This window comes from Amycolatopsis sp. NPDC004378 (assembly GCF_053602455.1).
The window spans coordinates 26,974-53,603 of the sequence record NZ_JBSGDR010000037.1; the positions used below are offsets into that span (position 1 = coordinate 26,974).

Sequence of the window (26,630 nt, forward strand, 5' to 3'; positions counted from 1 at the left end):
GCTTTTCTTAAGTGCAAGTTAAGATACTTGCCTGGCCTTTGTTGATCCGCGCGCGTCGCCCGAAAGTGTTGTCCACGCCGCAACCATCGGCTAACGTCGGGTTCTGCTCGCGAGGTAACTTTACGCAGTACGCAAACAATATCTCCGTATTGTGCCGAGCGGTGCAAAAGTAGGGTTCCTCTATTGACAGGAGTAATAAATGCGGTCCCGTAATCTGGTCTTCGTGGCGGCCTTGTCGTGCGCGGCCCCGCTCGTCGTGACGCCCGCGCCGGCGTTCGCCGGAACAAGTGTCATCGTCACCTCCGACGCCAAGCACACGAAGCAGCAGGCTGAAGACGATGCCCTGTCCAAAGCTCGCAGGTTCTGCGAGCCGAAGCTGCCGAAAAAATATGACCTCGCGACGTACGAGTCTTCGTCCGGTTTCATTGCCACCCTGAAAGGAGAGTGTGGCTGAGTCCGGGAAGGATCCCCGAGGGTGTGAGTGTGCAGACACTCTTTTCGGATTCTGTGAACGCGTGAAAAAGTGCGTGGTGCGCCATGTCTTGGCGGTATTGTAAGTCTGCCAACCCTGGCTGCGCGACCTGCGGGCAGCATGTCGTCTCCGGCCAGGGACGTCCCCCGAGTTCGCGGTGGGGTGTCGGCCAAGCGTCCAGAGCGCTCGACGCCGGCACCTCGCCGCGGTCCACTCCGGACTATTGCCGGATGTTCCCGGTCAGGAGAAACCATGTTCAAGATCGCTGTCGCGGCCGCCGTTTCCTTTGGCTGTCTGCTCGCCGGCGGAACCGCCGATGCCGCCGTTTCCTACACCATTGAAACGAAGAGTGTTCCGCCCAAGGCGAAGGACTTCTTCGACGTCGGGATGGCCGCGTCGCTGGGGCAAGCGGCGGCGCACGTCGACTGCCGGTCTTCGGGATCGGCGGCCGCGGACATCCGCTGGGAGGACGCTGAGACGGGCAGGCTTCTCGCTTCGACGTCCGGCAAGACGACACCGTTCACGACGAAGTGGTCGGCGAGCAACGCGAACGACCTCAACACGGTTCAGCTCGTTGTCCGGAACACGTCGTCGAGCCAGACGATCACCTGCACCTCCTACACGAACTGATGTCGGTTTTGTCCACATAGTGAGTGTCGATTGCGCGACTACCGTGATCAATCGACTTTAGGATGACCACTTAAGTGTGAACATCTTCCCGGCACGTGACTACACGTGATCGAAGTCCTGGGAGGACGTCATGGCTCAGAAGAGAACTCACGTTGCGGTGGGTGTCGCGGTCCTGCTCACAGCGTTCTCCGCTTGGCCGTCAGGGGCCGCGACCCCCGCGGACACGTCCTCGCCGGTCGGTGTCGGCCGGGACGCCGACGGGCGCGTCAGGCAGGTCGTCCCGGCCCGGTCCACCCCGGGCGGTGACTTCGCCGGCCTCGTCGCCGACCGGTTCGAAGTTCCCCGAGACCAGCTCCGGGTCGAGGCGGACCGCGGCACTCCGGCCGGCCGGACCGTGCGCCTCCGGCAGGTCGTCCACGGCGTCCCGGTTTTCGGGGGCGAGGTCAGTGAGCTTCTCAACGTCCACGGCGAGCTGATCTCGGCGCAGGGCAAACTGACTTCCACCACGGTCGGGAGTTTCCCCGCCGGCACGCAGGCCGCCGAACGGGCATCGAGGGCCGCGGCGGCCACTGCGGCGCGGGCGTCGGCGCGTGTGGTGAAGACCGAGCCGTTCTGGTACGACGCCACCCTTGCCGGCGAGCCCGGCACGCCGGGCCGCGCGGTGCCGGTCTACCGCGTGCAGCTGCGCGGCGAGGATGACGAGGACAACTGGGTCGTGCTCGTCTCCGCGGAGAGCGGATCCGTCGTGAAGTCCTGGTCCAGCACCAATCACGCCTTGAACCGGGTGGTGTGCGACGCCGACCGGGCGATCGTGTCGGAAACCGCCGCGAACACGGCCGTCCGTTGTGGCACCACGTTCGCCGCCTCCCGGGTCGAGGGTGGAGCCGCGTCGAGCCAGGCCGACGTGAACGCCGTCTACACCTACTTCGGCGACACCGCGGGGTTCTACCGCGACCGGATCGGAACCGACCTGACGAACCTGATCGGCGCCGACTACGGTGACGGCCGGGGCAAGGCCCTACGCGGCACCGTCCGGCTCTGCCAGCGCGGCTCGTCCACCCAGTGCCCGTGGACCAACGCCTATTGGAACGGCGAGCAGATGGCCTTCGGCGAAGGCGTCACGACCGACGACGTCACCGGGCACGAACTCACCCACGGCGTCACGGAAAAGCTCAACGGGCTCGAGTACCTCAACGAGTCGGGTGCCATCAACGAGGCGCTGTCGGACATCTTCGGCGAATTCGTCGACCTGGGCAACGGCAGCTCCGACGACACCCCGGCGAACCGCTGGAAGATCGGGGAAGGCTCTTCGCTCGGCGTGATCCGGGACATGAAGACCCCGACGGCCTACGGCCAGCCGGATCGCAAGGGCAGCTCGTACTGGTACACCGGATCGGCCGACAGCGGCGGCGTGCACATCAACAGCGGAGTCGGCAACCACGTCGCCCAGCTGATCGCCGACGGCGGCTCCTTCAACGGCCAGACCGTCGCCGGGCTCGGCATCACCAAATCCGCTCTGTTGTGGTTCGGCGTCGAAACGGCGCTCACCTCGACGGCGAAGTACGCCGACCTCGCCCGGACGTTGTCCTCAGTGTGCGCCCAGTACGTCAGCTCGGGCAGCGGCGGCTTCACGAGTGCGGACTGCACCAACGTGGGCAAAGCGGCCACTGCCACCGAACTGAGCCGCTGACCGGTCTGCCCGGACGACACCGGCCGCACCCCCCGGGAGACACGGGGGTGCGGCCGGTTTTCTGTTTCCTCGCGGCTCCCGGGAAGTTACCGAAAAGTATTCGTCGTTGCGCGCAAGTTCAAGTCGGAAATTCACGAAATGCACATTCTGTGACCCTGATGACGGATTTCATCTTGTGGTGTCGCCGATTAGCTTGATCTCAAGCGCAAGTCCCTCCCTGGGGGCGCTCTTCCGAAACCGGAAATCGAATAATTTTGGAGGCCTCATGACTTATCGACGTTGGGTCGCGACGGCGGGGCTCACGCTCGCCGTCTTCTCGGCCGGCACAGGCGCCGCCGTCGCTTCGGCCGCGCAGCCGGCCGGAAACCCGATCGTCCAGGAGTTCACCGGGACGGGGACCAGTTCGATCGGAGGTGACATCGGCAAGTACCTGGCACTCGTGAACGCCGGGGACGACGCCTACAAGAAGGCGAACGCCGACGGCTACAAGACGGACCGGTGCGTGCCCACCAAGGAGTTCACCACACACGACGACGAGGGCTGGCACGGCACGGTGAAGATTTCCTGCACCAAGCTGTTCTGATCGGCTGACGACCGGTTCGGGGCGGACGTCGCGTCCACCCCGAACCGGTCCATCAGCCCTGTCTCCGTGAGAGGCGACCCATGCCTTACTCCGATCACCCCGCCCGGTTCGCCGCGATGGTGCGCGACGGGCGTGAACTGGCCTACCTCCTGGTCTCCGTGGCACCGGGACCTGACGGTCGCCCCACCACGCTGCTCGAATTCTTCCGGCACAGCGAGGTGGATCCCGTGGTCTGGTTCCGCGACGAGCGCGCGACCGAACCGGACTCTCTCCGGCCGACCACGGAGATCCACTGGTGCGGGGTCGATTACCAGCTGCGCTGGTTGACCGACGATCAGGGGGCTGCTTTCACGAAATCGTTCTTGGCCGCGGACCGGGCATTGCGGCGTGTGCTCGACGTCACCGAGACGCCGGACTGACGGCTGCTCTCAGAACCGGATTCGGGTGTAGCTCCGGGAACCGGTCGTCGTCTTGTAGTTGTCGCTCTCCAGCCCGGAAAAGTTCTTCCAGAAGACCGACGCGGAATCGCCGGAGATAGTCCACTTCTCCTCGTAGGATCCGGTCGGCTTGCCCTGCCAGCATCCGCCGGCGCTCATCCGCCCGGTGAAGACACCGCCACCCTGGGCGTCCAGGTACAGCGATTGAGTGCAGTAAGACGTGACGAACCCGTCGGCACCGATGCTCTTGACGGCCGTGCCGGCGTTGTCCGACCAGCGGCCGATCACCGAGCTGGTGTACGGGAGCCGTTTCCCGTTCGAGTACGCGACGGTGCCGTTGTCCCGATAGACGACCAGATTCCCGTCGTTCTGGAACGCAACCGTGCCGTTGACCAACCCGCCGGAGTTCGTCGCGAAGCGTCCATTGCCGCCGGCGTAGACGACGAGGTTGCCATCTCCCTGGAAGGTGACGTGGTCGCCGTCGCCGGTGTTGGAGCTCCACACGGCAACGCCGTCGACGTTACGGTACTCGACGAAGTTTCCGTCGTTCTGCATCACCCACTTGAAGGCTCCGTCGCAGGAGTCCACCTGCTGGCCACGAGTGAGTGTCTCGCCCGCTTGCAGGCTGCCGCACTGGGCGGCTGCTGAGGCCGTCGCTGCACTGGACATCGTCGCGAGAACCGCGGCTGCTGCGGTGACCGCGGCCGCCAGCCGGTAGGAGCGTGTCATGACTTCGTTTCCTTCCATCGACAATGGGGTCAAATCAGGGGGAACTCGTCGAACAGGATGGTGTCGCCCGCCGGGTCGGCGGTGTCGTAGCGGTACGACCGGACGACCCCGGCCGCCGAGTCGAGCATGGAGAACACGGTGACCGTGTTGCTTGACACGAAAGGCAGCGGACTGCCGTCGGCCGTCCGCAGCGGCGCGATCGTCGGCGTCACCGGGCGCAGGCCCCCCGGGTCGCCCTGCTTCACGTAGTCGGGCGATTCGGGGAGGTTGCGTGCCCGGCCCGACGTCGTGTCGTACGCGCCGTAGGTGTTGCCGACGTTCGACGTCTCCAGCCAGTGGGTCCCGCGCGCGCTGCGGAACCTGTTCCAGATGTGCGAGTGGCCGTTGAGGACCAGGTGTACGCGGTGACGGTCCACGAGCGGCTCGAGGTCGCGTAGGATCTGGTCCTCGCCGAGCGGGTAGTGGTAGCGGACACCGGTGACCGCGCCGGTCACGGGATCCCGGTCGACGGTCTGGACGGGATCGCAGAAGGGCGGAGCCGAGTTGTCGCCCAGCCCGTGCGCGGGGTGGTGGAACATCACCACCCGGACCTTGGCCGACCGCGCCGCCGGCGACCTCAGTTCGCGGTCCAGCCAGCGGTACTGCCGGCTGTCGCGGTGCACCGGCTCGAACGGGAACTGCCCGTAGCCCCAGCGGTCCGGTTCGGCGAAGTCTTCGGGAGCTTCGCTGTACTTTCCCCTGACGCCGGGGTTGGGGGTGCGCCAGATCTGGGTCACGAAGAGGCCGGCCACGAACACGTCGCCGATGCGCCGCGCCCACCACCGCGGGCCGCCCGACGCGCTGGCCGGGGCCGGGAACAGCTCCTCGTAGGTGCGCACGTTCCAGGAGCGGTCGTCGAGCTGGCCCGGAGGCACGCGTCGCCGAACTGCCCAGCGGGGCTGAGGTTCGTTGAACTGGGTGTTGAGCGAGGCGGTCGCCGAGTAGCGGCCCATGACCTCGTGGTTGCCGATCACCGGATAGAGAGGGGCGTGCTGCACCAGCGGTGCGCCGCGGTAGAGGCGCCCCGCGATCTCTTTCCGGGCTCGGCCCGTCATGCCGGCGAAGTACGCGAGCCCGGAGGCGTCGTCGAACCACTCCGACGCGCGGTCCGGGGTGTTGACCAGGTCACCCGCCATCAGGATGCCGTCGAGCTCGACGCCCAGGGTCGCGGCCACGAGCTCGAGGTTCGCCGGCGCCATCGTCTTCAGCTGGTGATCACTGGTCAGCAGCAAACGGACGCCCTTGTCCGGGGACGGCGCGCGACCCAGGCTGTGGACGGGGGTCACCGCGCGGCCGCCTTGTTCGTCGATCGAGACCACGCGGTAGGGCGTGCGGCCCGGGCCGAGTCCGGTGACGGTGGCGAGGTGCCGGAAGACCGGCCGGTCCACGATGCCCGGCGGCGCGGGCCGGCCGGTGATCCGGGAGTCGTGGTCTTCGCGCATCCGGCTGAGCCTCATGGTGCTCGCCGTGGTGGCCCGCCACCCCGGTCCCCGTGACCGTGAGCCGAGCGCGGCGGTCAGCACCTGCTCTTCGCTCATGGTGCGGACGGCGGCGCCGTGCACCACCCGGTGCACGGCGCCGGCCGTTTCGGTGTGCCAGATGACCTGGATCCGGTCGCCCAGCGGGTCGAGCAGGTACGGCTGGCACAGCAGCTCGAACCGGCCGCTGTCCCCGGAACCGCCGGTGACCGCGGTCGCCGGGACGGCCCCCGCCAGCACCGCCGCGCCGGCGGCCAGCGAACCGCCCAGGAAAGCCCGGCGTCCTGTCGTGTACGCCTGGGACCGATCGTTCTTCTGCATCTCGGATTTCTTCCGCGCTCGCCGTCAGACCAACGAACAGAAGACGATCGTGGAGTCCATCTGCTTGCAGCTGAGGTGTTCGTTCCCGGAAACCTTCTGCCGGTAGTAGGGCGCGGTTTCGGTGACTTTCCCGTCCTTGTGTTTGATGCGGACGTAGTAGAGGTCCGACCAGATCTGGTCGACGTCGTTGATGTAGTTCTTCGAGTACGCTCCCGGCGGGAGCCGGTATCCGGTCTGGCTCCATTCGGCTATGTAGATGTAGTGGCCCGAGTTGTTCGTGATCTCTCCGCAGTACCAGATGCCGAGGTCGAGGGCGCAGTCGTCGGCGTGTGCCGTGCCGGCGCCGATGAACAGGGATCCGGTCAGGGCCGTGAGGCTCGTGAGGACGCCGGCGAGCAGTCTCTTGCGCATGGTCGCTTCTCCGGGTGTCGAAGGTGGTACCGAGGTCGCACCCATTGCACCAGGGCCGCCGTCGGCGAACATCCATTGTTCGCCACGGCCGGAGAGTCTGTTCGCCCAGTTCCCTCTCACTGTAAAATATTCGCAAGGAATTTGCGATGTACGAAGAGTTAACTGTTTGTGTGTCACAGCCTGGTCATGAGGAAGCCGTGCTCCCTGAGGTGGTCCAGCCTGAACTTCTCGATCATGCGGTGGCCGGGCCGCGGGTCGTCGTGTTCGTGCCGGATGTCGAAGTGGTCGCCGAAGTAGCCCTTGACCTCCGCCGGGGTCACCGAGAACGGGGGCTCGGGCAGTGCGGGCGTGTACTCGAGGGTGTTGAGGAAGTACCGCGAGCGGGGCCGGGTGAACGTCATGATCTTGCGGACGTAGGCGTCGCGCATGTGCTCCGGCAGCGCCACGAGCGCCGCCCGGTCGTAGACGAAGTCGAAATAGCCCAGCCGTGCCGGGCTCAGGTCGAACAGGTCGTTGTTGTAGATCGTGATGTTCCCGGCCTGGTGGACTCCTCGCGCGACCTCCGCGGCGCGCAAGCCCTGCTCCTCGAAGAACTGGAAGACGGCTTCGGGAACGAGCTCCACGCCGACCACGCGCGCCGCCGTCTTCGCGAACGCCGCCATGTCCACTGTCTTGCCGCAGAGCGGCACGAGGACGCTGAGACCGTCGACCGTGCCGCGGTCGATCAGCGAGCTCGCGTACTCGTGTGTCTTCGGCAGGTGGAAGCTGGTCTTCGTGCCGCCCAGCTCCCAGGACTCCCGCCAGAATGCTGCTTCCATGTCGAACTCCCGTTCCGAGGGAATGGTGCGATGCGACCGTAGGTGACCGGCTGGTCGCCCAGCGCCGATTGTGTGGATCTGCCGCACAATCTTCCGGAGGCTTTGGCGCTCCAATGAAAAAAGATCACCAATTCGGGGGTTTGACAAAAGCGGCTCGCGTTCGGAAATTAAGTAAAGAATGGCTGTTCGGTTATTTCGGACATTTTCCGCTGCGTGACCGTTCGGTCAATTGAATTGCTCCGTAGGAAGTCAGCTTCTGCGCCGAACGGAAGCCGTCGGCCGGCTTGAACGTCCGCGGACGCGCAAATGGCGGTCGCGGGCCGCCGTTTCTTCGGCGATCATCACCGGGAACGCTATGGGAAAAAGGAGAAATCGTGAGCCACTCGGCTGCCGCACCGGAGTTCCCGGACGTCCCGGTACCCGCCGATTACGATGGTGACGGAATCGTCGACGTCGCATGGTGGCAGCCCGCCACCGGAAGGTGGCGCATCGAGCTGTCCGGCGGCGGCAGCCCCCTTGTCCGGAAATGGGGACAGGCCGGTGACTTACCGGTCCCGGCGGCCTACGACGGTCCGGTGGCCTTGGCCGTGCTGCGCCCAGCCGACGGAACGCTGCACGTCAAGCCGGTCTTCGGCGGGCAGGCCTGGACGCGGTCGTGGGGGAGCGGCGGACCGGTGCCCGCGGCCGGCGAGTGTCCTGGCATGGGGAAGCTGGCGGATGCGTTGCTGGGACTTGCTTCGCGTCTCTCGCAGGCGGGCCGGATCGCCGAAGCCGTCGAACCCGCGAAGCAGGCGTGGAGCGTCTTGCGGCGGTTGACCACCGCGGAGGCGTCCTACCGGACGCGCCTGGCTCCCGCGGCCGTCCTCTGTGGATCCCTCGCGGGCGCCGCCGCCCGGCACGACGAAGCCGTCGCCGCGACCATCGACGCGGTTGCCACGTATCACATCCTCGGTGACCAGCGGGGTCTCGCCTGGGCGCTGGAAAACCTGGCGGCGCGGTTTTCGGCGGCGCGCCGGTACGCGGCGGCGTTCGGGTCCGCACGGGAGTGTGTCGAGGTCTACCGCTCCCTCGCGGCCGGTGACGCGTCGGTCAAGGGCGAGTGGGGGCGCGCGGCTGTCTTGCTGGGATCGCACGCAGGGAAAGCGAATCTGCACACCGAAGCCGTCGCTGCCGGGCTGGAGGGAACCGAGGTGTTCCGCGATCTCGGGGACCGGCTGGACCTGGCCTGGGCCCTGGAGAACCTGGCGGCGCGCTACTCGGCGGCGGGCCGGTACGACGAGGCGGTCACGCCCGCGCGTGAGTGCCGCGACCTCCACCGCGCGCTCGCCGAAGGGAAGCCCGCGTCCCCCGGTCCGGCCGGGGCATAGGCCGCACCCGCCCTGGCGTCGCCGGCGGTCCGGCCCGACCGGCGCCCCGAGGCACCGAACGCCGTTCTCGCCGCGGTCCGGCTCCAGCGGTGACCCTGGCTCCGGCTTGGAGCGCGGACGGCGCCGCACATCGGCGACCGCGACCGGCGCCCGCGCCGACCGGAAGCGTACGGGACCGCGCCGCGCCCGCGATCCAGACGACCTGCCCGGCGACGCATCGGCCACCAGGATGATCCACCACGTGCACGCCGAGCGCCGTGGCAGTGGTTGGGTCAGGGGACGACTACCAACTTTCCCACATGCCGGCGCCGAGCGAGTTGCTTCTGTGCTTCTCGTACTTCCCCGAGTGGGAAGGTTGCGGCGATGACGGGTCTGACGTCCCCCCGCCGGGCGATCTCCACAAGGTGACCGAAGATCCGAGGTGTGTGCATGGTCGAGCCCACCAGCGACAGGTTGGCGAGGTAGAGCCGCCGAACATCGATACTGACATCCCATCCGTCGAGAGCGCCCGCGACCACCCAGCGTCCCCCGGCCTTCAACAGCCCGAGGCCGGGGCCGAGGACTGCGCCGGCCGCGACGTCGACAACTGCGTCGTACCCCTCCGGCGCTGCCGCAGCCGCATCAGTGAGCACGTGACCCCGTCGCCGGTCCACCACGGCGTCGGCGCCGGCGCTGCGAACGGCCTCTCCCTTGGCACCACTGCAAACAGCGACGACCCGGGCTCCACGCGAGCGGGCCAACTGGACCGCGGCCAGGCCGACACCGCCCGAAGCGCCCGTCACCAGCACTGTGTGACCGATCGAGACGGACCCGCGGTCCAGCATGCCCAGCGCGGTGCCGTAGGCGATGGGAAGCGCGGCCAGCTCCACGTCCGTCAGGGGCGACCCGTGGACAGGGTGGGCTCGTGCGCTCGGCACCACAACATACTCGGCGAACCCCCCGTTCCGCTCGCTTCCGAGCACGTCGGCGGGGTGCGCGTCCGGTCCCGGGCCGTCATATTCGGCCGGGTCCACCAGCACCCGCGCTCCGATGAGTCCGACGGCAGCCGGATCGCCGCATGCCACCACCGTGCCGGCTACGTCAGCGCCCTGGATGCGCGGGAAGTCGAGCGGACCGAGCCATCCCGTTTTGACGTCCGGGTCCTCTGCCGCTCCGTAGGAGCCCTCACGAGTCCACAAATCGGTGTTGTTGCACCCCGCCGCGCTGACCCGGACCAGCACCTCCCCCGGCCCCGGCCGGGGAACTGGCATCTCACGCTCCTCGATCACATCGAGGTCTCCGTGGCCGGTGATGACGACGGCACGCATGGTCAGTGGCACGGGCCCTGCCGGCGGCCCAGACGACGGCGGAGTGGTCGGTGACATGGAAACAGAGTCTCACGCAGCACTGTCGGATCAGATACTCGGCGCGCCTCAAAGCGCTCTCGCCGGCCGCGTGGTGAGCGCTGCTGGGCTCCGCCCGTCGACGGAGACGTCGCGCGCGGATCTGGACGTCCCCGCCCCTCGAGCGACATGACGAGCCAGGTGGAAGATCGAGCGCGAACACAGGATCGACCGTCATGGTCGGCCCGCACGGCTCGTCAGGGGACGGCACGCCGTCCGGGAAGAACCCTCGAATCTCCCGCGGCGGTACGGGTGTCCGGACGCCGGTGGCATCCGCCGTCGGTGTTCACCTCGAAGTGCGGATCAGCTTCCGGATGGTCTCGCCTTCCCTGGCGGCGAATCGCCCGTAGGTCGTCGCTGGGCGGCCGAGAATTTCGGTGACGGAATCGCTTACCCTTGTCCCGAAGCCGTTCGAAAAAAGTGCCGAAAGTTCGAGCATGTGCTGGATCAGGTACGCCGGAACGACGCCGGTGAAACGAGCCTCCACGTCGTCGAGGCTCATCGGTTCGTATGCGATGAGCTCTCCGGATGCGGCGGTCAGGATCTCGGCCATTTCGGTGTAAGTCAGCGCATCCGGGCCGGTGAGGTCGTAGGCGGCCCGGCTCGGCACGTCTTCGCGGGTCAGCAGCGCGATCGCGGTGTCGGCGACGTCGAGAGCGTCGACTTCGGGGTGGCGTACCCCGGCGAACGGGTAGGTGATCGCCAGCGGCCGGGTGCGCGGAGTGATCTCGTTGAGAATGTTCTGCATGACCATGCTGGGACGCAGATGGATCACCTGAGGGATGTCCGAGGCGTCGGCGTGCTGTTCTATCCGGTGGTGATCTCGTGCGACCACGTCGTCGACCGGCTCGTCGGCGCCGAGCGCGGATATCCGCACGACCCTGCCGACCCCGGCTTCCGCGGCAATGTCGAGCATGGTGGTCTGCCGCGTGATCATCTGCGGGCCGGAGGGTGAGCTGAGGTAGAGCCGGTCGACACCGGTGCACGCATCACGCAGTGAGCCCGGGTCGTCGAAGTCCGCGACGACGGGCTGGACGTGTCGCGGCAGGGAAAGCCGGGACGGGTCGCGCACCAGCACGCGGGCGGGGAGGGCCGCTTCGGCGATCGCCCGCAGAAGCGAAGGACCGAAAACACCGGTGACGGCGGTGAACAACGTGGTCATACCATCACCGTACACTTCAGTGATGAAACATTCACCAAAGAAACCTTTGCCGTACGACGAGAGCCCGGGCGACACCATCGCGCTCGGCGACAAGGTTGCCGGCTTCGCCTTGACCCACGAGCGTTGGTTGCAGCGTCAGCTCGTCTCCTCCGAGCTGACCTGGAGTGAGCTTCGCATGCTCGCGCACCTCACCCGCGGCACCGCGAGGATGGGTGAGCTGGCCGAATGGCTCGGCATGTCGGCAGCCAACGCGACTCGCCTGGCGGCCAAGCTGCACGATCGTGGTCTGGTCGGCCGAGTCGGCGAACCGGGCAACCGGCGCGTTGTCCGGCTCGGCATCACGGCCGCCGGCAGGACCGTCCTCGAGCACGGCTACCGCCGGCACCTCGTCCGTGTCGCCGCGCTGTACGAATCCGCTCTCACCGCAAGTGAACGCGCCCGGCTCACCGACTTGCTCACCAGACTGGAGAAGGCGATGCGCGATGACACCCCTCAGCCCGAAGCGCCTTGACTTTCTTCGCGGCCGAGGCGTGTCTTCGAGATTGTTCAGGCGTCGCGCTTCTTCACGATGATCAATGCGATCATCAGTGCGAAGACGGAAATACCGGCGAAGTAGACAAGAGCCCAAGCCGGGCTCAGTACGGACGTGCTGGAAGTGGAGCCGAGGAACTTCGCGGCAGCGGTGAAAGGCAGCCATCCGTTTATCCGGTCACCGACCCTGGGAACCAGCCTCACCAGGTCTTCGGCGGCCAAGTAGTAGACGAGCAGCAAGGTGATCGCGGCGGCGCTGTGCCGCAACAGGACACCGACAGCGACCGCGAGCACCCCGGCGAAGGCGAAGACCGGACCGAGGCCGGCGACGCTGAACCACTGTTGTGCAGTGTGCAGCGCCAGATCGTCGTTCGGCCGCATCGCCGAGGCCAGCGCCCAAGCGCCGAAACCCGCCAGTTCGCCGAGTACCAGCCCCAGCACGGCGACGACGACGGCCTTGGCGACCAGCGCCGGCGAGCGGTGCGGCACCGCCTGGAACGTGGTGCGGATGGTGTTGAAGCGGTATTCGGTGGTCACCGCGAGCGCGGCGAGCACCATGATGACCGCGATGCCGAAAATCGTTCCACCGTACTGCGTCGTCAGGACGTCGATGGACTTGTCGGCCGGGGCCGCGAGCGCGATCACCGCGGCGAAGCCGATGGTCAGGGCCAAGGTGATGAGCGCGCACCACCACGGCGATCGGGTGCTGAACAGCTTGATGCGTTCGACTGCGAGCAGGTTCATGGTCTTGGGTTCCCCGGTTACTTGGCGGACTCGAGCACGTGCTGCGCCTCGGCGTCGAGACCGGTGTGGTACTCGACGGAGTCGCCGGTGATCTGCATGAAGGCCTGCTCCAGCGAGCCGGTCTGCGGGCTCAGCTCGTGCAGCACGATCCGGTTGGCGGCGGCGATCTCGCCGATCTTGTCGCTGTCCATCCCGGACACCACGAGCGCGTTCGCCTCCTCGGCGACCCCGGCGCTGGCGCGCTGCAGGGCGTCCCGCAGCTCGGCCAGCTGCGGCGAGCGCACCTTGACCGTGTTCTCCGCCGCGCGGGCGACGAAGTCGTCGGTCGACGACTGCGAAATCAGCTGCCCCCGGCCGATCACCACGAGGTTGCTCGCGGTCAGCGCCATCTCCGAAAGCAGGTGGCTCGACACGAAGACGGTCCGGCCTTCCTCGGCCAGGCGGTGCATGAACTTCCGGATCCAGAGGATGCCCTCCGGGTCGAGGCCGTTCACCGGCTCGTCGAACAGCAGTACTTCCGGGTCGCCCAGCAGGGCGGCCGCGATGCCGAGCCGCTGCGACATGCCGAGCGAGAACCCGCCGGCGCGCTTGCCCGCGACGCTGGTCAGGCCGACCGTCTCGAGCACCTCGTCGACGCGGCTCGCCGGGATGCGGTTGGACTTCGCCATCCACAGCAGGTGGGCGCGCGCCGAGCGGTTCGGGTGCACCCACTTCGCGTCGAGCAGCGCACCGACCGTGCGCAGCGGTTCCTTGAGGTCGTGGTACTTCTTGCCCCCGATGGTGACCTGGCCGCCCGTCGGGTTGTCCAGGCCCAGGATCATCCGCATGGTGGTGGACTTGCCCGCCCCGTTCGGGCCGAGGAAGCCGGTGACCTGACCCGCGGCCACGGAGAACGACAGGTTGTTCACCGCCAGCGTCTTCCCGTACCGCTTGGTGAGGCCGGTTGCCTCGATCATGACTGCTCCTGGAATGCCCTTGCCTTGCGGCCGCTCGTCACCGTCAGCCCGATCAGGCTTCCACGCCGGTCACCCGGTCGGCCCGCCCTGCTGCGACGCGTTGGACAAAGCGCGCCGATTGTTCAACCAGGATTGACGATCGCCCGGCGCGTCCTGCCGGCCTTCACTCATGGGTGGGTTCTCGTGCTCGATCGCCCGGTTGAGGTGCCGACTCCACGGTTCTCGTATCTCTCGCTCGAGCGCCGGGGCGGAGCCACCATGAACACCCTCGCCGCCATCGGGCCGAATTCGCCGCCGCGGTCGTCCAGGCGCACCCAGGCATCGAGATCTACGGCGACGTCGCGAGGGAGACCTGATCGGAGGATCGGACTTTCCGAGGGTGCGGCGTGACGACGGCTCCGGCGGTGGCGGTCCCCGGCTCTGGGCGGCGCACGGCTCCGCCTGCCACGTGACCACGCGACTGTTCCGCACGAGGCAAGTCCCGCAACTCCGGCCGACCCGAAGTGAACCACATTGTTTTACCAGGTTTGATAATCCGCTATTTTTGTGTCGGAAATGCGGACTGATCGTCGATTGCGGCACGTCTTCGTTTTTCCGCCTTCGTGAGCTTGTCCGACGACTTCGGCGCGTGGTTGTGTGCAGCCGATCATCGATCCGACGAAGGCAAGGAGGCAGCGATGCGTCGGGCCTTGGCCGCGCTCATCGTCCTTTCCCTCATCCCCCTGTCGCCCACCGCCGCGGCCGCCGAGCCGGAAGGGGTGCTCACCCTTGGCTCGGTGACCGACATCTCGCCCGGGATTCGGGAGGGTGACACCGCTCTGGCGCGTGATGCCCTACGCAACGACCTTTCGGGTGAGCGGACCTACTTCGTGATGCCCGACCGGTTCGCCAACGGCGACCACGGCAACGACGAGGGCCGATCGGGCGAAACCGGCCGGGCCAAGACCGGGTTCGATCCCACCGACAAGGGCTTCTACCACGGAGGAGACCTGGCCGGACTTCACCAGAAGCTGGACTACATCCGCGGGATGGGGTTCACCGCGCTCTGGCTGACCCCGATGTTCGCCAACCAGTGGGTGCAGGGCGATTCCGCCGCATACCACGGCTACTGGACCACGGACTACACCAGTCTCGACCCGCACTTCGGCACCATGGCCGAAATGCGGAGCCTCATCGCCGACGCGCATCGCGGCGGTATGAAGGTGTTCCTCGACATCGTCGCGAACCACACCGCGGACGTCGTCTCTCACATCGAGGGACGGACCGGGTACGTCAGCACCGCTGACAAGCCCTACCTCGACGCCGACGGCAAGCCGTTCGACATCCACCAGTACGCCGGCCGCGCCGACTTCCCGAAGCTCGACGCGAAGAGGTCGTTTCCCTACACGCCGAAGCCCGGCACCGTCGCGAAAAAACCCGGCTGGCTCAACGACCTAACCCTCTACCACAACCGCGGCGACTCGGCGTTCGCCGGCGAGTCCAGCGAACAAGGCGACTTCTTCGGCCTTGACGATCTGATGACCGAGCACCCTCGCGTGGTCGCCGGCATGGAGGACATCTTCGTGCGCTGGATCGACGACCTCGACATCGACGGCTACCGCGTCGACACGGTCCGGCACGTCAACATCGAGTTCTGGCAGGCCTTCGCCCCCTATGTCAAGGAACACGCGAAGAAGCGCGGCAAGAACGATTTCTACGTCTTCGGCGAGGTGTTCGACACCAACCCCGCCGCGACTTCGAAGTACACCACCACCGGTCGGATGCCGGCCACCCTGGACTTCGCGTTCCAGGACGGCGTCCGCACCTTCCTCGCCGGTCAAGGCGCGGGCCAGCTCGCGACGGCCTTGGTGGACGACGACCGCCACACCGACGCGGATTCGAACGCGCACTCCGCCCCCACCTTCCTCGGCAACCACGACATGGGCCGGATCGCCGGCCTGCTGCGCCGTGACCGGCCGGGGATCGGCGACGGTGAGCTGCTTTCCCGGCTCGAACTTGGCAACGACCTGCTCTATTTCTGGCGCGGTAATCCAGTGGTCTACTACGGCGACGAACAGGGCTTCGCCGGCAGGGGCGGCGACAAGCTCGCCCGGCAGGACATGTTCGCCAGCAGGACACCCGAGTACGCGCAGGAACACCTGGTCGGCAGCGGCAGCACCGGCGCCAGGGACAACTACGACACCACCACGCCACTCTACCGCCGGCTCGGTTCGCTCGCGAAGTTCCTCGACCGGGACACCTCCTGGCGGAGCGGCAACCAGGTCCTCCTCAAGGCACAGGGCGACGTACTGGCCTTCGGGCGCGGCGAGCGCAATGTCGTCGTCGCGAACGCCGGCACTCGGCCCGCCACCGTCGAGGTGCCGGTGCCCGGTGCCGCCTACCGGATGACCTGGCCGCGCACCGGACCCGGGACCGGCGTCTCCAGTGGCACGTTGGAGGTCATCGTCCCGGCCTTGACGAGTGTGGTCTACCAGGCCACGACCGTCCCCGCGGCTTTCACGCCGGAGCCGGTCCTGCACGTCGCACCGCCCGGCACGCGGGCCGACCGGCGCGTCGAACTGACCGCGACCGGAATCACTGGCGGTGGCATGCGAGCGACCTTCGCCGCCCGTGCCGAGGGCACCTCGCGGTGGACCGTGCTCGGCACTGATGACGCGGCGCCGTACCGCGTCTTCGCGGACCTCTCCGCGGTTCCCGGGGCCGAGGCGGGGAAGCGGGTCGAGCTGCGGGTGGTGGCCAAGGACGACGGGATCGGTGCCGACGGCGCTTTCGTCCGGCTCACAAGGGCGCCGGCGCCCTCGGTGGAGGACGACCCGACGAAGGCCAAGGCGATCTGGGTCAGCCGTGACCTGGTCGTCTGGGACGTCCCGGTCAGCGCTTCCGACACCTACTGGCTGGACCACGGCGAGCGTTCGGTCCGGCTCACCCCGACGTCCGAAGCCATTCCGGCCGGGTTCCCGCACCTGCGGGGCAAACCGGTGTTCCGGATGGCCGGCTTCACCGACGAAATGCTCCGCGAGAAGCTGGTCGCCCGGCACACGGACGCGGACGGAGGCATCCTGCACCGGACGGGGGTCCAGATCGCCGGCGTCGTCGACGACCGCTACGCGGCCGCCGCCACGAAACTCGCTTACGGGCCGATGTTCGACGGCGCCAACGTTACCGCCCGGCTGTGGGCGCCGACGGCGAAGTCCTTCCGGCTGAGGCTCTACGACCGGCCGTCGGGGCCGCCTTCCGAAATGGTCGACCTGCGGCGCGACGACGCGTCGGGCTCCTGGTCCGGTTCAGGCGCCTGGAAGGATCGCTATTACGACTACGAAGTCACGAACTGGCAGCGCGCTGTCACGGTGACCGATCCCGCGTCGACCGCACTCGCCGTCGACTCCACGCTCTCGCAGTTCGCGGACCTGACCGACCGGCGGACCATGCCCAGGGGCTGGGCAAAGGAGGTCGCCCACGGGATCGGCGGCGCCATCACCGAGCTGCACGTGCGGGACTTCTCGATCGGCGACACCAGCGTCCCGGCCGCGGAGCGGGGCACCTACCGGGCGTTCACCCACCGGGACTCGGCCGGGATGAAGCACCTGGCGAAGCTGGCCGAGGTCGGCATGGACACCGTCCACCTCCAGCCGACCTACGACATCGCCACGATCCCGGAGAAACGGTCGGATCAGGCTCGGCCGGCCTGCGACCTGCCCGCGCTGTCCGCCACATCGGACGCCCAGCAGGCGTGCGTCGCCGCGGTCGCCGCGCGAGACGGCTTCAACTGGGGTTACGACCCACTGCACTTCGACGTACCCGAAGGCTCGTATGCGACCGACGACGCGCAGAACGGCTGGGCCCGGTCCATGGAGTACCGTGAAATGGTCCAGTCCTTGCACGCCAACGGCGACCGCGTGGTCGTCGACGTCGTGTACAACCACACCTCGGCCGCGGGCGACGCGCCGAACTCGGTGCTCGACAAGATCGTCCCGGGCTACTACTACCGGCTCAACCTGGACGGGACCATCGCCAACTCGACCTGCTGCTCGAACCTCGCGCCCGAGAACGCGATGATGGGCAAGCTGGTCGTGGACTCGGTCGTCGGCTGGGCCCGGCGGTACAAGGTCGACGGGTTCCGGTTCGACCTCATGGGGCACCACCCGAAGGCCAACATCCTCGCGGTGCGCTCAGCGCTCGACACCCTGACCGTGGCCAAGGACGGCGTCGACGGCCGCAAGCTTGGCATCTACGGCGAAGGGTGGAACTTCGGGGAGGTCGCCGACAACGCGCGGTTCGTGCAGGCCGGTCAGGCGAACCTGGCCGGTACCGGGGTCGGCACGTTCAACGACCGGCTCCGCGACGCGGTGCGAGGCGGCAGCGCCTTCGACTCGGACCCGCGGGTCCAGGGCCTGGGCACGGGCCTGGCCGGAGACCTCAACGGCTCGCCCGCCAACGGGGACGTGTCCGCGCGCCTGCGGGACGCGAGTGACCTCGTCAAGCTCGGCATGGCGGGCAATCTCGCGGACTACCGGTTCGCCTCGACGGCGGGCCCGGTCGTCAGCGGCCGCGACCTGAAGTACAACGGCGGTCCCGCGGGTTACACCGGACAGCCGGGCGAAGCCATCACCTACGTCGACGCGCACGACGGCGAGACCCTGTACGACGCCCTGGCCTACAAGCTGGGGCCGGCGACGTCGATGGCCGACCGGGTCCGCATGCAGACCGTCGCGCTGGCCCCGGCTCTGCTCGGCCAGGGCAAGCCGTTCGTGCTGGCCGGCACCGAGTTCCTGCGGTCGAAGTCGCTCGACCGCAACAGCTACGACTCGGGTGACTGGTTCAACGGCTACGACCCCGTTCCGGGCGACAACGGTTTCGGCCGTGGTCTCCCGCCGGCCGCGGACAACAGCGGCAAGTGGCCGTACGCGCGCGAAGCGCTGACCCTGGCCAAGCCGGCGGCCGGTGACCAGGCCACCGCCCAGGACCGGATGCTCGAGCTGCTCCGGATCCGCCGGTCGTCTCCGCTGTTCGAGCTCGGGGACGCCCGGATGGTCCAGCGGAAAGTCTCCTTCCCGGCGGCCGAGCCTGGTGTCATCGCGATGCACATCGACGACACCGCCGGTCCGGACGTCGACCCGGCCCGGCGCGGGATCCTGGTGGTGATCAACCCGTACCCGGTGGACAAGCAGGTCGCGCTGCCGGGGGACGGGTGGCGCCCGGTCACCACCGAACGCAAGGCCGGCGCGGCGAGGTCGGTGGTGGTTCTCGAGCGCTGACGCCCGGCCGGGCGGCGCCGGCTGGGGCCCTCCCGCGTCACCGGTTTTCCGGGACCGCACCAGACCGGCGGCCATTTTGCGAGAACGACGCACAACAAAGGGAACTGCGGCCTGTCCGGCTTACCGTGCGCTGTCGGTTTTCTCCCGCAAGGGTCTCTTGCCGGGTGCCGCGATCTCCGGGAGTAGGCGTTGGTCACGCGACGTGGTGCGTTGGCAGGTGCGATGGCGGCTGTGCTCGGTCTCACCGGGTGCAGTGCGCTGGGTGGTTCAGGCGAAGAACCGCCGTCGTCCGCTGGGGCCCTGGAAAGCGCGTCCCTCAGGGTTTCGATCATCTCGACCGTCGATCTCGCGCCGTTTTGGCTGGCCCAGGAAGCGGGCTATTTCGGCGCCGAAGGCCTCGACGTCGACGTCGAGGTCGCTCCTTCCGGGGACAAGTCGATGACGAAGGCCATCAGCGGTGACGCCGACATCGCGCTGACCACGTACACCCTGTTGTTCGTCGCGAAAGCCGGCGGCGCCACCGATCTCAAACTGGTCGCGGACGCCACCTCGGCCAGCGCTCAGAGCAACCAGATCGTGACGGTGCCGAACTCGCCGGTGAAGACAATTCAGGACCTCGCGGGGAAACGTGTCGCGATCAGTTCGAAGAACGCTGCTTCGGACATCTTGACCAGGTCGGTCATGAAGGAACACAACATCGACACCGGCACGGTGCAGTGGATCCAGATGCCGCTGCCCAACATGGCGGCGGCGCTGCGGTCCGAGGAGATCGACGCCGCGTACCAGCCCGAGCCGTTCCTGACGCTGGCGGCGAAGAGCATCGGCGCGATCCCGGTCGCCGACGCCGCCTCGGGCGCCACCCGGGACTTCCCGATCACCGGCTACACGGCAACGGCCAAGTGGGTCGAAAGCCACCCCAAGACGATGGCCGCGTTCCAGCGCGCCATGCTCCGAGCGACCCGCGAAGCCGCCGCCGACCGGTCGAAGGTCGAGAACCTCGTGGTCAAGCACGCGAAGGTGCAGCCCGACATCGCCGCTCTCATGACCCTGCCCAATTTCACCAGCATTCTGGACGCGCGCCGGATCCAACGGGTTCCCGACTTGCTGCGGTCACTCGGAGTCCTCGACGCCAAGGTCGACGTCGCGCCGATGATCGCACCTCAGCCGAGGGGTTAGCTTTCAGACTGATAGGTGATTTCTTGCATCCCCACTCACAATCGGCGTGGTCGTCTCGTTTTCGTGAAAGAAATGTGTTTCGACGGCAGTGTGAACTGTAGAGTATTGTTCTTGTGAGAAAAAGAACGGGTTATCTTTATGCTCGTTGCCGCTGACCTGGTGATGACTACAGCGCAGGCGGCGGCGAAACAGCAGCTCCCCGCTCCCAGTCCGATTCCGACATCTGAGTGTGTCAAATTCTATGAAGTCCAATGCTTTTCGGCGCAGCAAATCCGCCGCGCATACGGAATCGACCGTGTCGCGGCCGAGGGAATCACCGGAAAGGGAGTTGTGATCGGTGTGGCGTCCTCGGTCGCCAGTCAGGCTCTGTCCGCGGACGGCGCTGCGTTCAGTGCGCAGTTCGGGTTGCCTGCTGGCGATCTCCGGATCGTCGACGTCGGCGCGCACTATTCTTTCGACCGGTCCGACATCGACCACTACCTCCTGGCGCACGAACTGGCCGTCCAGGTGCAGGCGATCCACGCCGCCGCGCCGGCAGCCGGCATAGTGGTCGCGACCAGCGGGGGCGTAGGTGACGTGGACGGCTTCGCGGAAACGAAGGGGCTGGACGGCGTCGCCGAGATGATGGACGCGGTTGCCTACCTCGACCGCAAAGCCGGGGCCGATGTCGTCACGTTGGCCTGGGGCGTCCGTGAAGACACGTTGCCGGGGTATGACAAGGGTGACTACTCGGCCCTGCTGAACCTCCGGCGACCGATTGTCGAAGCCGCGAAGCACGGCGTTGCCGTCCTGGCGGCCTCGGGCAACCGCGGTGGTTCCACGACCCCGGGTGGTTTCTGGCCGAGCTCTGACCCCGTGGTCACGGCGGTCGGTGGTACCCGGCTGACCCTTGAGGACGACGGCACCCGCCGCGGCGCGGATGCCGCGTGGGAGTTCGGCGGCGGGTACACTTCGAAGATTTTCGCCAGGCCCGACTACCAGAAGCAGGTTCGAGCCGGTGACCCGACCCGGCGGCTGATCCCCGACGTGAGCATCACCGCTGCCGACGACGCGGCCATGTGGTATCACGGAAGCACTCTGCCGGAGTTCGACAGCTGGTAGAACTCGGGCGGGACGGTTCAGGCCACCGGGCTTTTCGCCGGAATCGCCGCCCTCGCGATCGACGCACGGGGCGCCCGGCTCGGCAACCTGAACGGGCAGCTTTACTCTCTCGCACGCGTTGGTGCTCCCGCGGGAGTCGTGGATGTCACGGACGGCGTGAGCAAACCGACCGGGAAGCACCCCAACCCGGCTTATCCCGGTTTTGCCGCCGTACCCGGCTACGACCAGGCGACGGGAGTCGGAACGGTGGACGCGCACCGGTTCGTGCACGCCGTCGCTCACTTCGGGTGACGTTCGCGGCTGATTGTCCACTCTGCCGAAACGAGGAAGGAATCGTCTTGCCGAGATCCATGAATAGCCGGATACTTTCGCTCGCGCTCGTGGGGGTCCTGGTGACCGGTATCAGCCTGGCCGGGACCGCGGACGTCGCGGCCGCCGCACCGGGAGCAGCTCCCGAACCGGCTGTCGTCGGTGCGACCGCCGCCGTCAGCTGGGGCGCCTGCTCGGCCGACACGCTCAAACAGGTGCCGGCGGACCAGGCCGGTTACTACAGCTGTGCCCGCTACCGCGTGCCGATCGACCACGACAACGCCGCGCTGGGCACCATCGACATCGCGCTGCTCAGGCGCGCCGCCCGTACACCGGACAATCGCGTCGGCTCGCTGTTCCTCAACCCCGGCGGCCCCGGCGGCTCGGGCCTGCGGATGCCGATCAGCGGGCACAACTACTTCCAGCCGGCCGTCCTCGACCGGTTCGACCTGATCGGCTTCGACCCGCGCGGTGTCGGGCAGAGCAACCCGCTGCGCTGCTTCACCACCAAAGAGGATGCCGACCAGGTTTTCGGCGCCCAGATCCCGGTGCCGCTGAGCCGCACTGAGATCTCCGGGACCCTCGCCGGCTACCGCGACTACGGGCAGTTCTGCAAGAACAACGCCGGCTCGCTGCTCAGCCACATGTCCACGAAGGACGTCGTGCGCGACCTCGACACGCTGCGCGCGGCGGTCGGCGACCAGAAGCTGACCTACGCCGGCTTCTCGTACGGGACGCTGATCGGGGCGACCTACGCCGCCATGTTCCCGAAGCAGACGCGGGCGATCGTGATCGACGGCAACGTCGACCCGGCGCTGCGCACCGGCGACGGCGTGCAGTACGACCGGGAACGCGCGCAGGGCACCGAGATCGCGCTCGACGCGTTCCTGGACAAGTGCCACGAGGTGGAGGCCGCGTGCGCGTTCGGTGCCGGAGACCCGCGGGCGAAGTTCGACGAGCTGCGCGAGCACCTGCGCGAACAGCCGATCACCATCCCCGGCAACGCCCCGACCGATCTGAACGCGTTCACCAGTTCGGTGGCCAGCGTCCTGAACCGGCGTAGTGCCATGGCCAAGCTGGGCCGGGACCTGCAGGCCCTCTACGACGTCATCCACCCTTCGGGTGCGCAAGCGCAGGCCCTGCGTGCCACGCAGCTCGAGGTGATCGGCCAGAGCCGGCAGGGCCTGGCCGACCAGAACCCGGACAGCCCCTACACCAGCGACGACTCGTACTTCGCCGTCAACTGCTCCGACAAGCCCTTCAGGATCAAGCAGGAGCAGGTGCCGGACATCGCCGCGAAGTGGGAGCGCGAGTCACGCACCTTCGGCCGCTACCAGGCGTTCGCCGACACGGCGGGCTGCCCGGTGTGGCCGGCGAAGAAGCCGGACGTCTACCGCGGCCCGTGGCGGGCCAAGACCGACGTCCCGGTCGTCGTGGTCAGCAACTACTACGACCCGGCGACGCAGTACAAGTTCGGCCAGCGCATGGCGGCCGAGCTCGGCAACTCCCGGCTGCTGTCGGTCGACGCGTTCGGCCACTGCATCCTCGGTGGGGCGCTCGGCGTCGACAAGGCCGTGGCGGACTACCTGATCGATCTGGAGGTTCCGGCCGACGGCCAGGTGTTCCAGCCGGACACCCCGCCGTTCCAGGTGGCCGGGTCCTGAGAGTTTCGGCGCGCCCACCCTTCTCCCAACGGAAGGGGGGCGCGCCGAAACCGATGTGCGCCCGCCTTTCTTTGCGTGAGCCGGCTACGGGTACGTGACGCGAACGCGAAGAGTACGGTTCGGGTTGACACCGAACGCGCCCACGGGCAAAACGAGCTGAAAGTCGTCCGCGGCTATTGACGACGATGAAGACGGGCACGAAGTGGAACCCGGTGAAGGGCCTGCCGATCAGGTTTTGCCCGGTCCGGAGTTTCGGCCGGGTCGGCGCTCGCGACCGACGAGCCGACGGCGAGAACCGCGGCTGTCCTCAGCAGTCTCCTCGCCGAGCAGCGGAGCACGGGAAGCAGCAGAAAGAAACAGTTGCCGTAGCGAGTCAAGAGCGACTCGAACTGCTGGATCGTGCCCCGCGGCTTTCTCAGCCGGGCGAGTACCAGCCCCGAGGTGATCTGCAGCGGGACGCCGGTCGTGTCCGTGATCCGCGGGTCGCGGACCATTTCGGCTGACCGGCCCAGGGAGCGGCGCTGCCATCCCGGAGAGCGCCGGTACCCCACGGTGGAGCGTTCCGTGGCCGGCCGGTTCGATGGCCGTCTAGTCGAGAGTTTTGGCCGTGAAGCATTCCCGGGAGTCAGACACGGAGGAGACCGCCGCCCGCACGTCACGTGAGGCAGCCCTTTCGGAAGATCTCTTCCCGGCCTCGGTTACAACGATTCGGAGTGCTTTCCCCGTCGATTACCAGGAGCCTGGGATGCGGCTGTTCCTGTTTTTGCCGAAAACTTCACGATGCCGGATCTTGCGCTAGCCCGGTCGGGTTTCACGTTTCTCCGTGGCCGCACCGGACAAAACTCTCCGGGGCTTGTGCCGAGGAGGTGGATGAGGCCGGATCCGGTGGGGGGTGCCGGACCCGGCTCATCAAGGAAAGCGCAGAGCCAGCCAAGTGGCAACAGAACACGAGGATTTCCCAGCTGATTCCCAGGGTGGGAAAACGCCGACGTGGTCACCGAGCCGAGTGGCGGGACCGGCACCGGTAGTTTGCGGACCCGTGCTCGGCCGTCGTTCCGGTACACCGAAATTTGCTCACTCTGGCGTACCCGGACCGTTCTCGCACGGCGAGAACGTCTTCGCGGTCAACGCCGTTGTGAGGATCCGGATACCGGAGCTGGAAAGGGGGTCGAGACCGGTGAGCCGCCGGATGCGGGTGAGGCGGTTGGTGAGCGTTCGCCGGTCTACGCCGAGCCTCCTGGCCGTCCGCTGCCGGTCGAGGTCGTTCCGGTAGAACTCGGCGAGAGTCAGCATCAGGTCCGGCCGGGGACCCAGCGGCCGGAGCGGCTTCGTCAGCCCGGCGGCGAGGCTGGGCGTGGTGGCAAGCGCCGATTCGAGAAGCAGGCACTCGGTGGGCAGCACACCGCGGTGCCCGGCGGCGTGGCACAGCCCGGCGGCGAGCCGGGAATTCGCCAGGCAAGCCGGAATTTCGGCCAGGTCGCGGGCGAAACACGCCGCACCGCTCAGCCCGGCAGCTTCGGCCGACTCGGACAGGGCCTCCCACTTCGCGAGTTCGCCACTGCCCTGCAGCAGAACTATCCCCTCGCCGGCCGTGACCCGGCTGAGGTGGTTCGCGGCGAGTGAACGCAACTGCGGACCGGGGCCGCGCAGGACGATCACCCAGCAGGACGCGAAGTCCTCGTCGGCGAAGCGTCGTGCGGCGTCCGACCGGGTGTTTCCCCGCAGAAGCTGGTCGATGAGCACCGAGCGGGCGCGGAGGTGATTTCCGGTCTCCGAGAGCTCTCGGTAGTACGCGTCGTCGACCGTTTCGATCAGGGTCTTGACGACCCGGCTCGCGTGCTGGGTCAGGGCGGTCACCCCGGCCGCGTCCTCGGGCTCGGCCGCACCCCAGTACACCCGGTTCGTCACCGTGAGCGCGTCGAGCACGCACGAAACGAGGGTGTCCTTGGGCACATCGCGGGCCGCGCAGCGCCGGGCCAGCCGGTGCACCAGGCGCCGCATCCCGGCCGGCACGTCCTCGTCCGGCCGCGGGCTGTGCAGGTTCCAGCGCACGAGACGTTCGGCTATCCGGCCCGTGTGGTCCGCCCGCCGGTCGCTGACCGGGCACCGTTCGCGCCACCGGCCGATCGTCTCCGCCACGATGGGGGCGGTGTGCGCTCCGTAGCTGATCTTGAGGTCGTTCGCGATCGTCGCGGTCTTCACTGCTGGCCCCCGAACCGGTGTCCGGTGGCGTACACCGGTCTCCTTCTGTGTGCCCGGCCGACACTATGACCCGTTTCCGCAGGCTGCGCCAGGTATTGACGTTAAGCTCCGGATCATGGTCCTGAGCTGCGCATTTCCGGAAGCCCGCCGATGACGATCAAGAAGCCGGCGCGGGCGCCGCGCCGCGACGGCCAGCGCACACGAGCCGCGATCCTCACGGCCGCGGCCGACCTGTTCGCCCGGCACGGCTTCACGGCCACGACCTTGAAGACGATCGGGGATGTCGCGGGCTGTGACCCTGCGTTGGTCAACCGGTACTTCGGTTCGAAGGCGGAGCTCCTCGTGCAGATCGTGCGGCAGCAACCCGATCTGCTGGGGCAGGTGGAGTTGTTCGAGAGTGTTCCGCCCTCGCTGTGGGGTCGTGCTCTCGTCGCGCGCCACATGGTCGCCTCCGGCGCGCCGGGGGCAGGTGAAGCCTTGACCAACATGTTCCGGACCATGCTCCGGTCGATCGACTCGCCCGGGAGCCTGAGCTCGGTCGCCGATGTCCTGGGCGAGCGCTACGCCACGGTCGTCAGCCGCCACCTCGAGGGACCGGACGCCGAACTGCGGGCATTGCTCGTCGAGGCGGTCATGTCCGGCTTCCTGCTGTTGCACGACGTCGAGCGGGCGGCCGGCTTGCGCCGGGCTGAACCGGAGCGGATCCAGTGGTACCTCGGATCGGCCCTCCAGACCCTGCTCACCCCGGCCGGTGACCGGGCGAGGCGGACCGGGCAGGGGGTTCCCCGGTGACCCTTCCCGGATGGGAAACACGCTCCCGGGTGGCTTTCGCGAACGGGACGCGGCGAGGGCGCCCGAATCGGCTCGTCCGGTGGAAACGTCGGAGGTGCCGGAACACGGCGATACACGAAAGGAATCCACAATGGACGAGATCGAGTTCGAGTACGAGGCGCCGGCCGTGGAGCTGGTGGGCCTCTTCACCGAGGACACCGAAGGCTGGGGCGCCGGCGGTTCCGACAACCTGAGCGGCCAGTACCACAAGGACTGGAAGAACTGAACCACCGGTGACTTCGCCGCCGAATGCGGCGAAGTCACCCGATCGTGGGGGGGGGGGGGGCCGGCCCCCCCAAACCCCCGGGTGTGGGGGAAGGGTGTGGTGGGGGGGGGGACAGA

At 67.7% G+C, this 26,630-nt stretch carries 22 protein-coding genes; 13 read left to right on the forward strand and 9 right to left on the reverse strand.

The window, feature by feature from the left end; all coding sequences use genetic code 11:
- The first annotated feature begins 223 nt into the window (after window positions 1–223).
- The 5 genes from ACWEN0_RS47200 (at window position 224) to ACWEN0_RS47220 (ending at window position 3,794) form a co-directional block, all read left to right on the forward strand.
- A complete protein-coding gene (locus ACWEN0_RS47200; RefSeq protein WP_451988258.1) occupies window positions 224–454 on the forward strand; it encodes a hypothetical protein in 231 nt (76 codons plus the stop codon).
- 270 nt (window positions 455–724) lie between these two features.
- Entirely contained in the window at window positions 725–1,102 is a 378-nt protein-coding gene (locus ACWEN0_RS47205) for a hypothetical protein (protein WP_451988260.1), read from the forward strand.
- 130 nt (window positions 1,103–1,232) lie between these two features.
- Complete coding sequence (locus ACWEN0_RS47210; RefSeq protein ID WP_451988262.1) at window positions 1,233–2,792, forward strand: M4 family metallopeptidase; 1,560 nt, start codon at window positions 1,233–1,235, stop codon at window positions 2,790–2,792.
- 265 nt (window positions 2,793–3,057) lie between these two features.
- On the forward strand, window positions 3,058–3,375 hold the full coding sequence (locus tag ACWEN0_RS47215) for a hypothetical protein (protein ID WP_451988264.1): 318 nt from the start codon (window positions 3,058–3,060) through the stop codon (window positions 3,373–3,375).
- A gap of 80 nt (window positions 3,376–3,455) precedes the next feature.
- Window positions 3,456–3,794: a hypothetical protein gene (locus tag ACWEN0_RS47220; protein WP_451988266.1), complete on the forward strand. Its 339-nt coding sequence runs from the start codon at window positions 3,456–3,458 to the stop codon at window positions 3,792–3,794.
- A gap of 9 nt (window positions 3,795–3,803) precedes the next feature.
- Here the strand turns inward: ACWEN0_RS47220 and ACWEN0_RS47225 are convergent, their stop codons facing one another.
- The 4 genes from ACWEN0_RS47225 to ACWEN0_RS47240 form a co-directional block, all read right to left on the reverse strand.
- A complete protein-coding gene (locus ACWEN0_RS47225; protein ID WP_451988268.1) occupies window positions 3,804–4,541 on the reverse strand; it encodes a hypothetical protein in 738 nt (245 codons plus the stop codon).
- A gap of 29 nt (window positions 4,542–4,570) precedes the next feature.
- Window positions 4,571–6,379, reverse strand: a complete 1,809-nt coding sequence (locus ACWEN0_RS47230) for a metallophosphoesterase family protein (protein ID WP_451988270.1) — start codon at window positions 6,377–6,379, stop codon at window positions 4,571–4,573.
- A gap of 24 nt (window positions 6,380–6,403) precedes the next feature.
- Complete coding sequence (locus ACWEN0_RS47235) at window positions 6,404–6,790, reverse strand: hypothetical protein (protein ID WP_451988272.1); 387 nt, start codon at window positions 6,788–6,790, stop codon at window positions 6,404–6,406.
- A 173-nt stretch (window positions 6,791–6,963) separates the two neighbouring features.
- Window positions 6,964–7,608 (reverse strand): thiopurine S-methyltransferase, encoded by a 645-nt coding sequence (locus ACWEN0_RS47240; protein ID WP_451988274.1) that lies wholly within the window; start codon window positions 7,606–7,608, stop codon window positions 6,964–6,966.
- A gap of 374 nt (window positions 7,609–7,982) precedes the next feature.
- Here ACWEN0_RS47240 and ACWEN0_RS47245 point away from each other — a divergent pair, with 374 nt between their 5' ends.
- A complete protein-coding gene (locus ACWEN0_RS47245) occupies window positions 7,983–8,975 on the forward strand; it encodes a tetratricopeptide repeat protein (RefSeq protein ID WP_451988276.1) in 993 nt (330 codons plus the stop codon).
- 272 nt (window positions 8,976–9,247) lie between these two features.
- On the opposite strand, the gene ACWEN0_RS47250 is transcribed toward ACWEN0_RS47245, so the two are convergent.
- Together ACWEN0_RS47250 and ACWEN0_RS47255 are read right to left on the reverse strand one after the other, a co-directional pair.
- Window positions 9,248–10,294 carry a zinc-binding dehydrogenase gene (locus tag ACWEN0_RS47250; protein WP_451988278.1) on the reverse strand — a complete coding sequence of 349 codons (1,047 nt, stop codon included), beginning with the start codon at window positions 10,292–10,294 and terminating at the stop codon, window positions 9,248–9,250.
- Between the two features lie 349 nt (window positions 10,295–10,643).
- Window positions 10,644–11,519: an NAD(P)H-binding protein gene (locus ACWEN0_RS47255; RefSeq protein ID WP_451988280.1), complete on the reverse strand. Its 876-nt coding sequence runs from the start codon at window positions 11,517–11,519 to the stop codon at window positions 10,644–10,646.
- A gap of 22 nt (window positions 11,520–11,541) precedes the next feature.
- On the opposite strand from ACWEN0_RS47255, the gene ACWEN0_RS47260 reads away from it, so the two are divergent.
- Window positions 11,542–12,030, forward strand: a complete 489-nt coding sequence (locus ACWEN0_RS47260) for a MarR family winged helix-turn-helix transcriptional regulator (RefSeq protein WP_451988282.1) — start codon at window positions 11,542–11,544, stop codon at window positions 12,028–12,030.
- A gap of 35 nt (window positions 12,031–12,065) precedes the next feature.
- On the opposite strand, the gene ACWEN0_RS47265 is transcribed toward ACWEN0_RS47260, so the two are convergent.
- Both ACWEN0_RS47265 and ACWEN0_RS47270 read right to left on the reverse strand, forming a co-directional pair.
- Window positions 12,066–12,794 (reverse strand): ABC transporter permease, encoded by a 729-nt coding sequence (locus tag ACWEN0_RS47265; protein WP_451988284.1) that lies wholly within the window; start codon window positions 12,792–12,794, stop codon window positions 12,066–12,068.
- 17 nt (window positions 12,795–12,811) lie between these two features.
- Entirely contained in the window at window positions 12,812–13,750 is a 939-nt protein-coding gene (locus tag ACWEN0_RS47270) for an ABC transporter ATP-binding protein (protein ID WP_451988286.1), read from the reverse strand.
- Between the two features lie 677 nt (window positions 13,751–14,427).
- Here ACWEN0_RS47270 and pulA point away from each other — a divergent pair.
- The 4 genes from pulA (at window position 14,428) to ACWEN0_RS47290 (ending at window position 23,255) form a co-directional block, all read left to right on the forward strand.
- Window positions 14,428–19,005 carry a pullulanase-type alpha-1,6-glucosidase gene (gene pulA / locus ACWEN0_RS47275; RefSeq protein WP_451988288.1) on the forward strand — a complete coding sequence of 1,526 codons (4,578 nt, stop codon included), beginning with the start codon at window positions 14,428–14,430 and terminating at the stop codon, window positions 19,003–19,005.
- 222 nt (window positions 19,006–19,227) lie between these two features.
- The gene (locus ACWEN0_RS47280; RefSeq protein ID WP_451988290.1) at window positions 19,228–20,181 is read left to right on the forward strand and encodes an ABC transporter substrate-binding protein; all 954 of its coding nucleotides are present in this window, start codon (window positions 19,228–19,230) and stop codon (window positions 20,179–20,181) included.
- Between the two features lie 138 nt (window positions 20,182–20,319).
- Entirely contained in the window at window positions 20,320–21,282 is a 963-nt protein-coding gene (locus tag ACWEN0_RS47285; protein ID WP_451988292.1) for a hypothetical protein, read from the forward strand.
- A gap of 362 nt (window positions 21,283–21,644) precedes the next feature.
- A complete protein-coding gene (locus tag ACWEN0_RS47290; protein WP_451988300.1) occupies window positions 21,645–23,255 on the forward strand; it encodes an alpha/beta hydrolase in 1,611 nt (536 codons plus the stop codon).
- Between the two features lie 1,074 nt (window positions 23,256–24,329).
- Here ACWEN0_RS47290 and ACWEN0_RS47295 read toward each other — a convergent pair.
- Entirely contained in the window at window positions 24,330–25,457 is a 1,128-nt protein-coding gene (locus tag ACWEN0_RS47295) for a PucR family transcriptional regulator (RefSeq protein ID WP_451988294.1), read from the reverse strand.
- Window positions 25,458–25,607: 150 nt separating this feature from the next.
- On the opposite strand from ACWEN0_RS47295, the gene ACWEN0_RS47300 reads away from it, so the two are divergent.
- A complete protein-coding gene (locus ACWEN0_RS47300) occupies window positions 25,608–26,249 on the forward strand; it encodes a TetR/AcrR family transcriptional regulator (RefSeq protein WP_451988296.1) in 642 nt (213 codons plus the stop codon).
- A gap of 130 nt (window positions 26,250–26,379) precedes the next feature.
- Window positions 26,380–26,514 carry a hypothetical protein gene (locus tag ACWEN0_RS47305; protein ID WP_451988298.1) on the forward strand — a complete coding sequence of 45 codons (135 nt, stop codon included), beginning with the start codon at window positions 26,380–26,382 and terminating at the stop codon, window positions 26,512–26,514.
- Window positions 26,515–26,630 lie beyond the last annotated feature (116 nt).

What these genes read in the sequence shown, in the direction of transcription:
- ACWEN0_RS47205 (WP_451988260.1), top strand. Translation starts at nt 725, where the DNA reads ATGTTCAAGATCGCTGTCGCGGCCGCCGTTTCCTTTGGCTGTCTGCTC.
- ACWEN0_RS47210 (WP_451988262.1), top strand. Translation starts at nt 1,233, where the DNA reads ATGGCTCAGAAGAGAACTCACGTTGCGGTGGGTGTCGCGGTCCTGCTC.
- ACWEN0_RS47215 (WP_451988264.1), top strand. Translation starts at nt 3,058, where the DNA reads ATGACTTATCGACGTTGGGTCGCGACGGCGGGGCTCACGCTCGCCGTC.
- ACWEN0_RS47220 (WP_451988266.1), top strand. Translation starts at nt 3,456, where the DNA reads ATGCCTTACTCCGATCACCCCGCCCGGTTCGCCGCGATGGTGCGCGAC.
- ACWEN0_RS47225 (WP_451988268.1), bottom strand. Translation starts at nt 4,541, where the DNA reads ATGACACGCTCCTACCGGCTGGCGGCCGCGGTCACCGCAGCAGCCGCG.
- ACWEN0_RS47230 (WP_451988270.1), bottom strand. Translation starts at nt 6,379, where the DNA reads ATGCAGAAGAACGATCGGTCCCAGGCGTACACGACAGGACGCCGGGCT.
- ACWEN0_RS47235 (WP_451988272.1), bottom strand. Translation starts at nt 6,790, where the DNA reads ATGCGCAAGAGACTGCTCGCCGGCGTCCTCACGAGCCTCACGGCCCTG.
- ACWEN0_RS47240 (WP_451988274.1), bottom strand. Translation starts at nt 7,608, where the DNA reads ATGGAAGCAGCATTCTGGCGGGAGTCCTGGGAGCTGGGCGGCACGAAG.
- ACWEN0_RS47255 (WP_451988280.1), bottom strand. Translation starts at nt 11,519, where the DNA reads ATGACCACGTTGTTCACCGCCGTCACCGGTGTTTTCGGTCCTTCGCTT.
- ACWEN0_RS47260 (WP_451988282.1), top strand. Translation starts at nt 11,542, where the DNA reads ATGAAACATTCACCAAAGAAACCTTTGCCGTACGACGAGAGCCCGGGC.
- ACWEN0_RS47265 (WP_451988284.1), bottom strand. Translation starts at nt 12,794, where the DNA reads ATGAACCTGCTCGCAGTCGAACGCATCAAGCTGTTCAGCACCCGATCG.
- ACWEN0_RS47270 (WP_451988286.1), bottom strand. Translation starts at nt 13,750, where the DNA reads ATGATCGAGGCAACCGGCCTCACCAAGCGGTACGGGAAGACGCTGGCG.
- pulA (WP_451988288.1), top strand. Translation starts at nt 14,428, where the DNA reads ATGCGTCGGGCCTTGGCCGCGCTCATCGTCCTTTCCCTCATCCCCCTG.
- ACWEN0_RS47280 (WP_451988290.1), top strand. Translation starts at nt 19,228, where the DNA reads ATGGCGGCTGTGCTCGGTCTCACCGGGTGCAGTGCGCTGGGTGGTTCA.
- ACWEN0_RS47285 (WP_451988292.1), top strand. Translation starts at nt 20,320, where the DNA reads ATGCTCGTTGCCGCTGACCTGGTGATGACTACAGCGCAGGCGGCGGCG.
- ACWEN0_RS47300 (WP_451988296.1), top strand. Translation starts at nt 25,608, where the DNA reads ATGACGATCAAGAAGCCGGCGCGGGCGCCGCGCCGCGACGGCCAGCGC.
- ACWEN0_RS47305 (WP_451988298.1), top strand. Translation starts at nt 26,380, where the DNA reads ATGGACGAGATCGAGTTCGAGTACGAGGCGCCGGCCGTGGAGCTGGTG.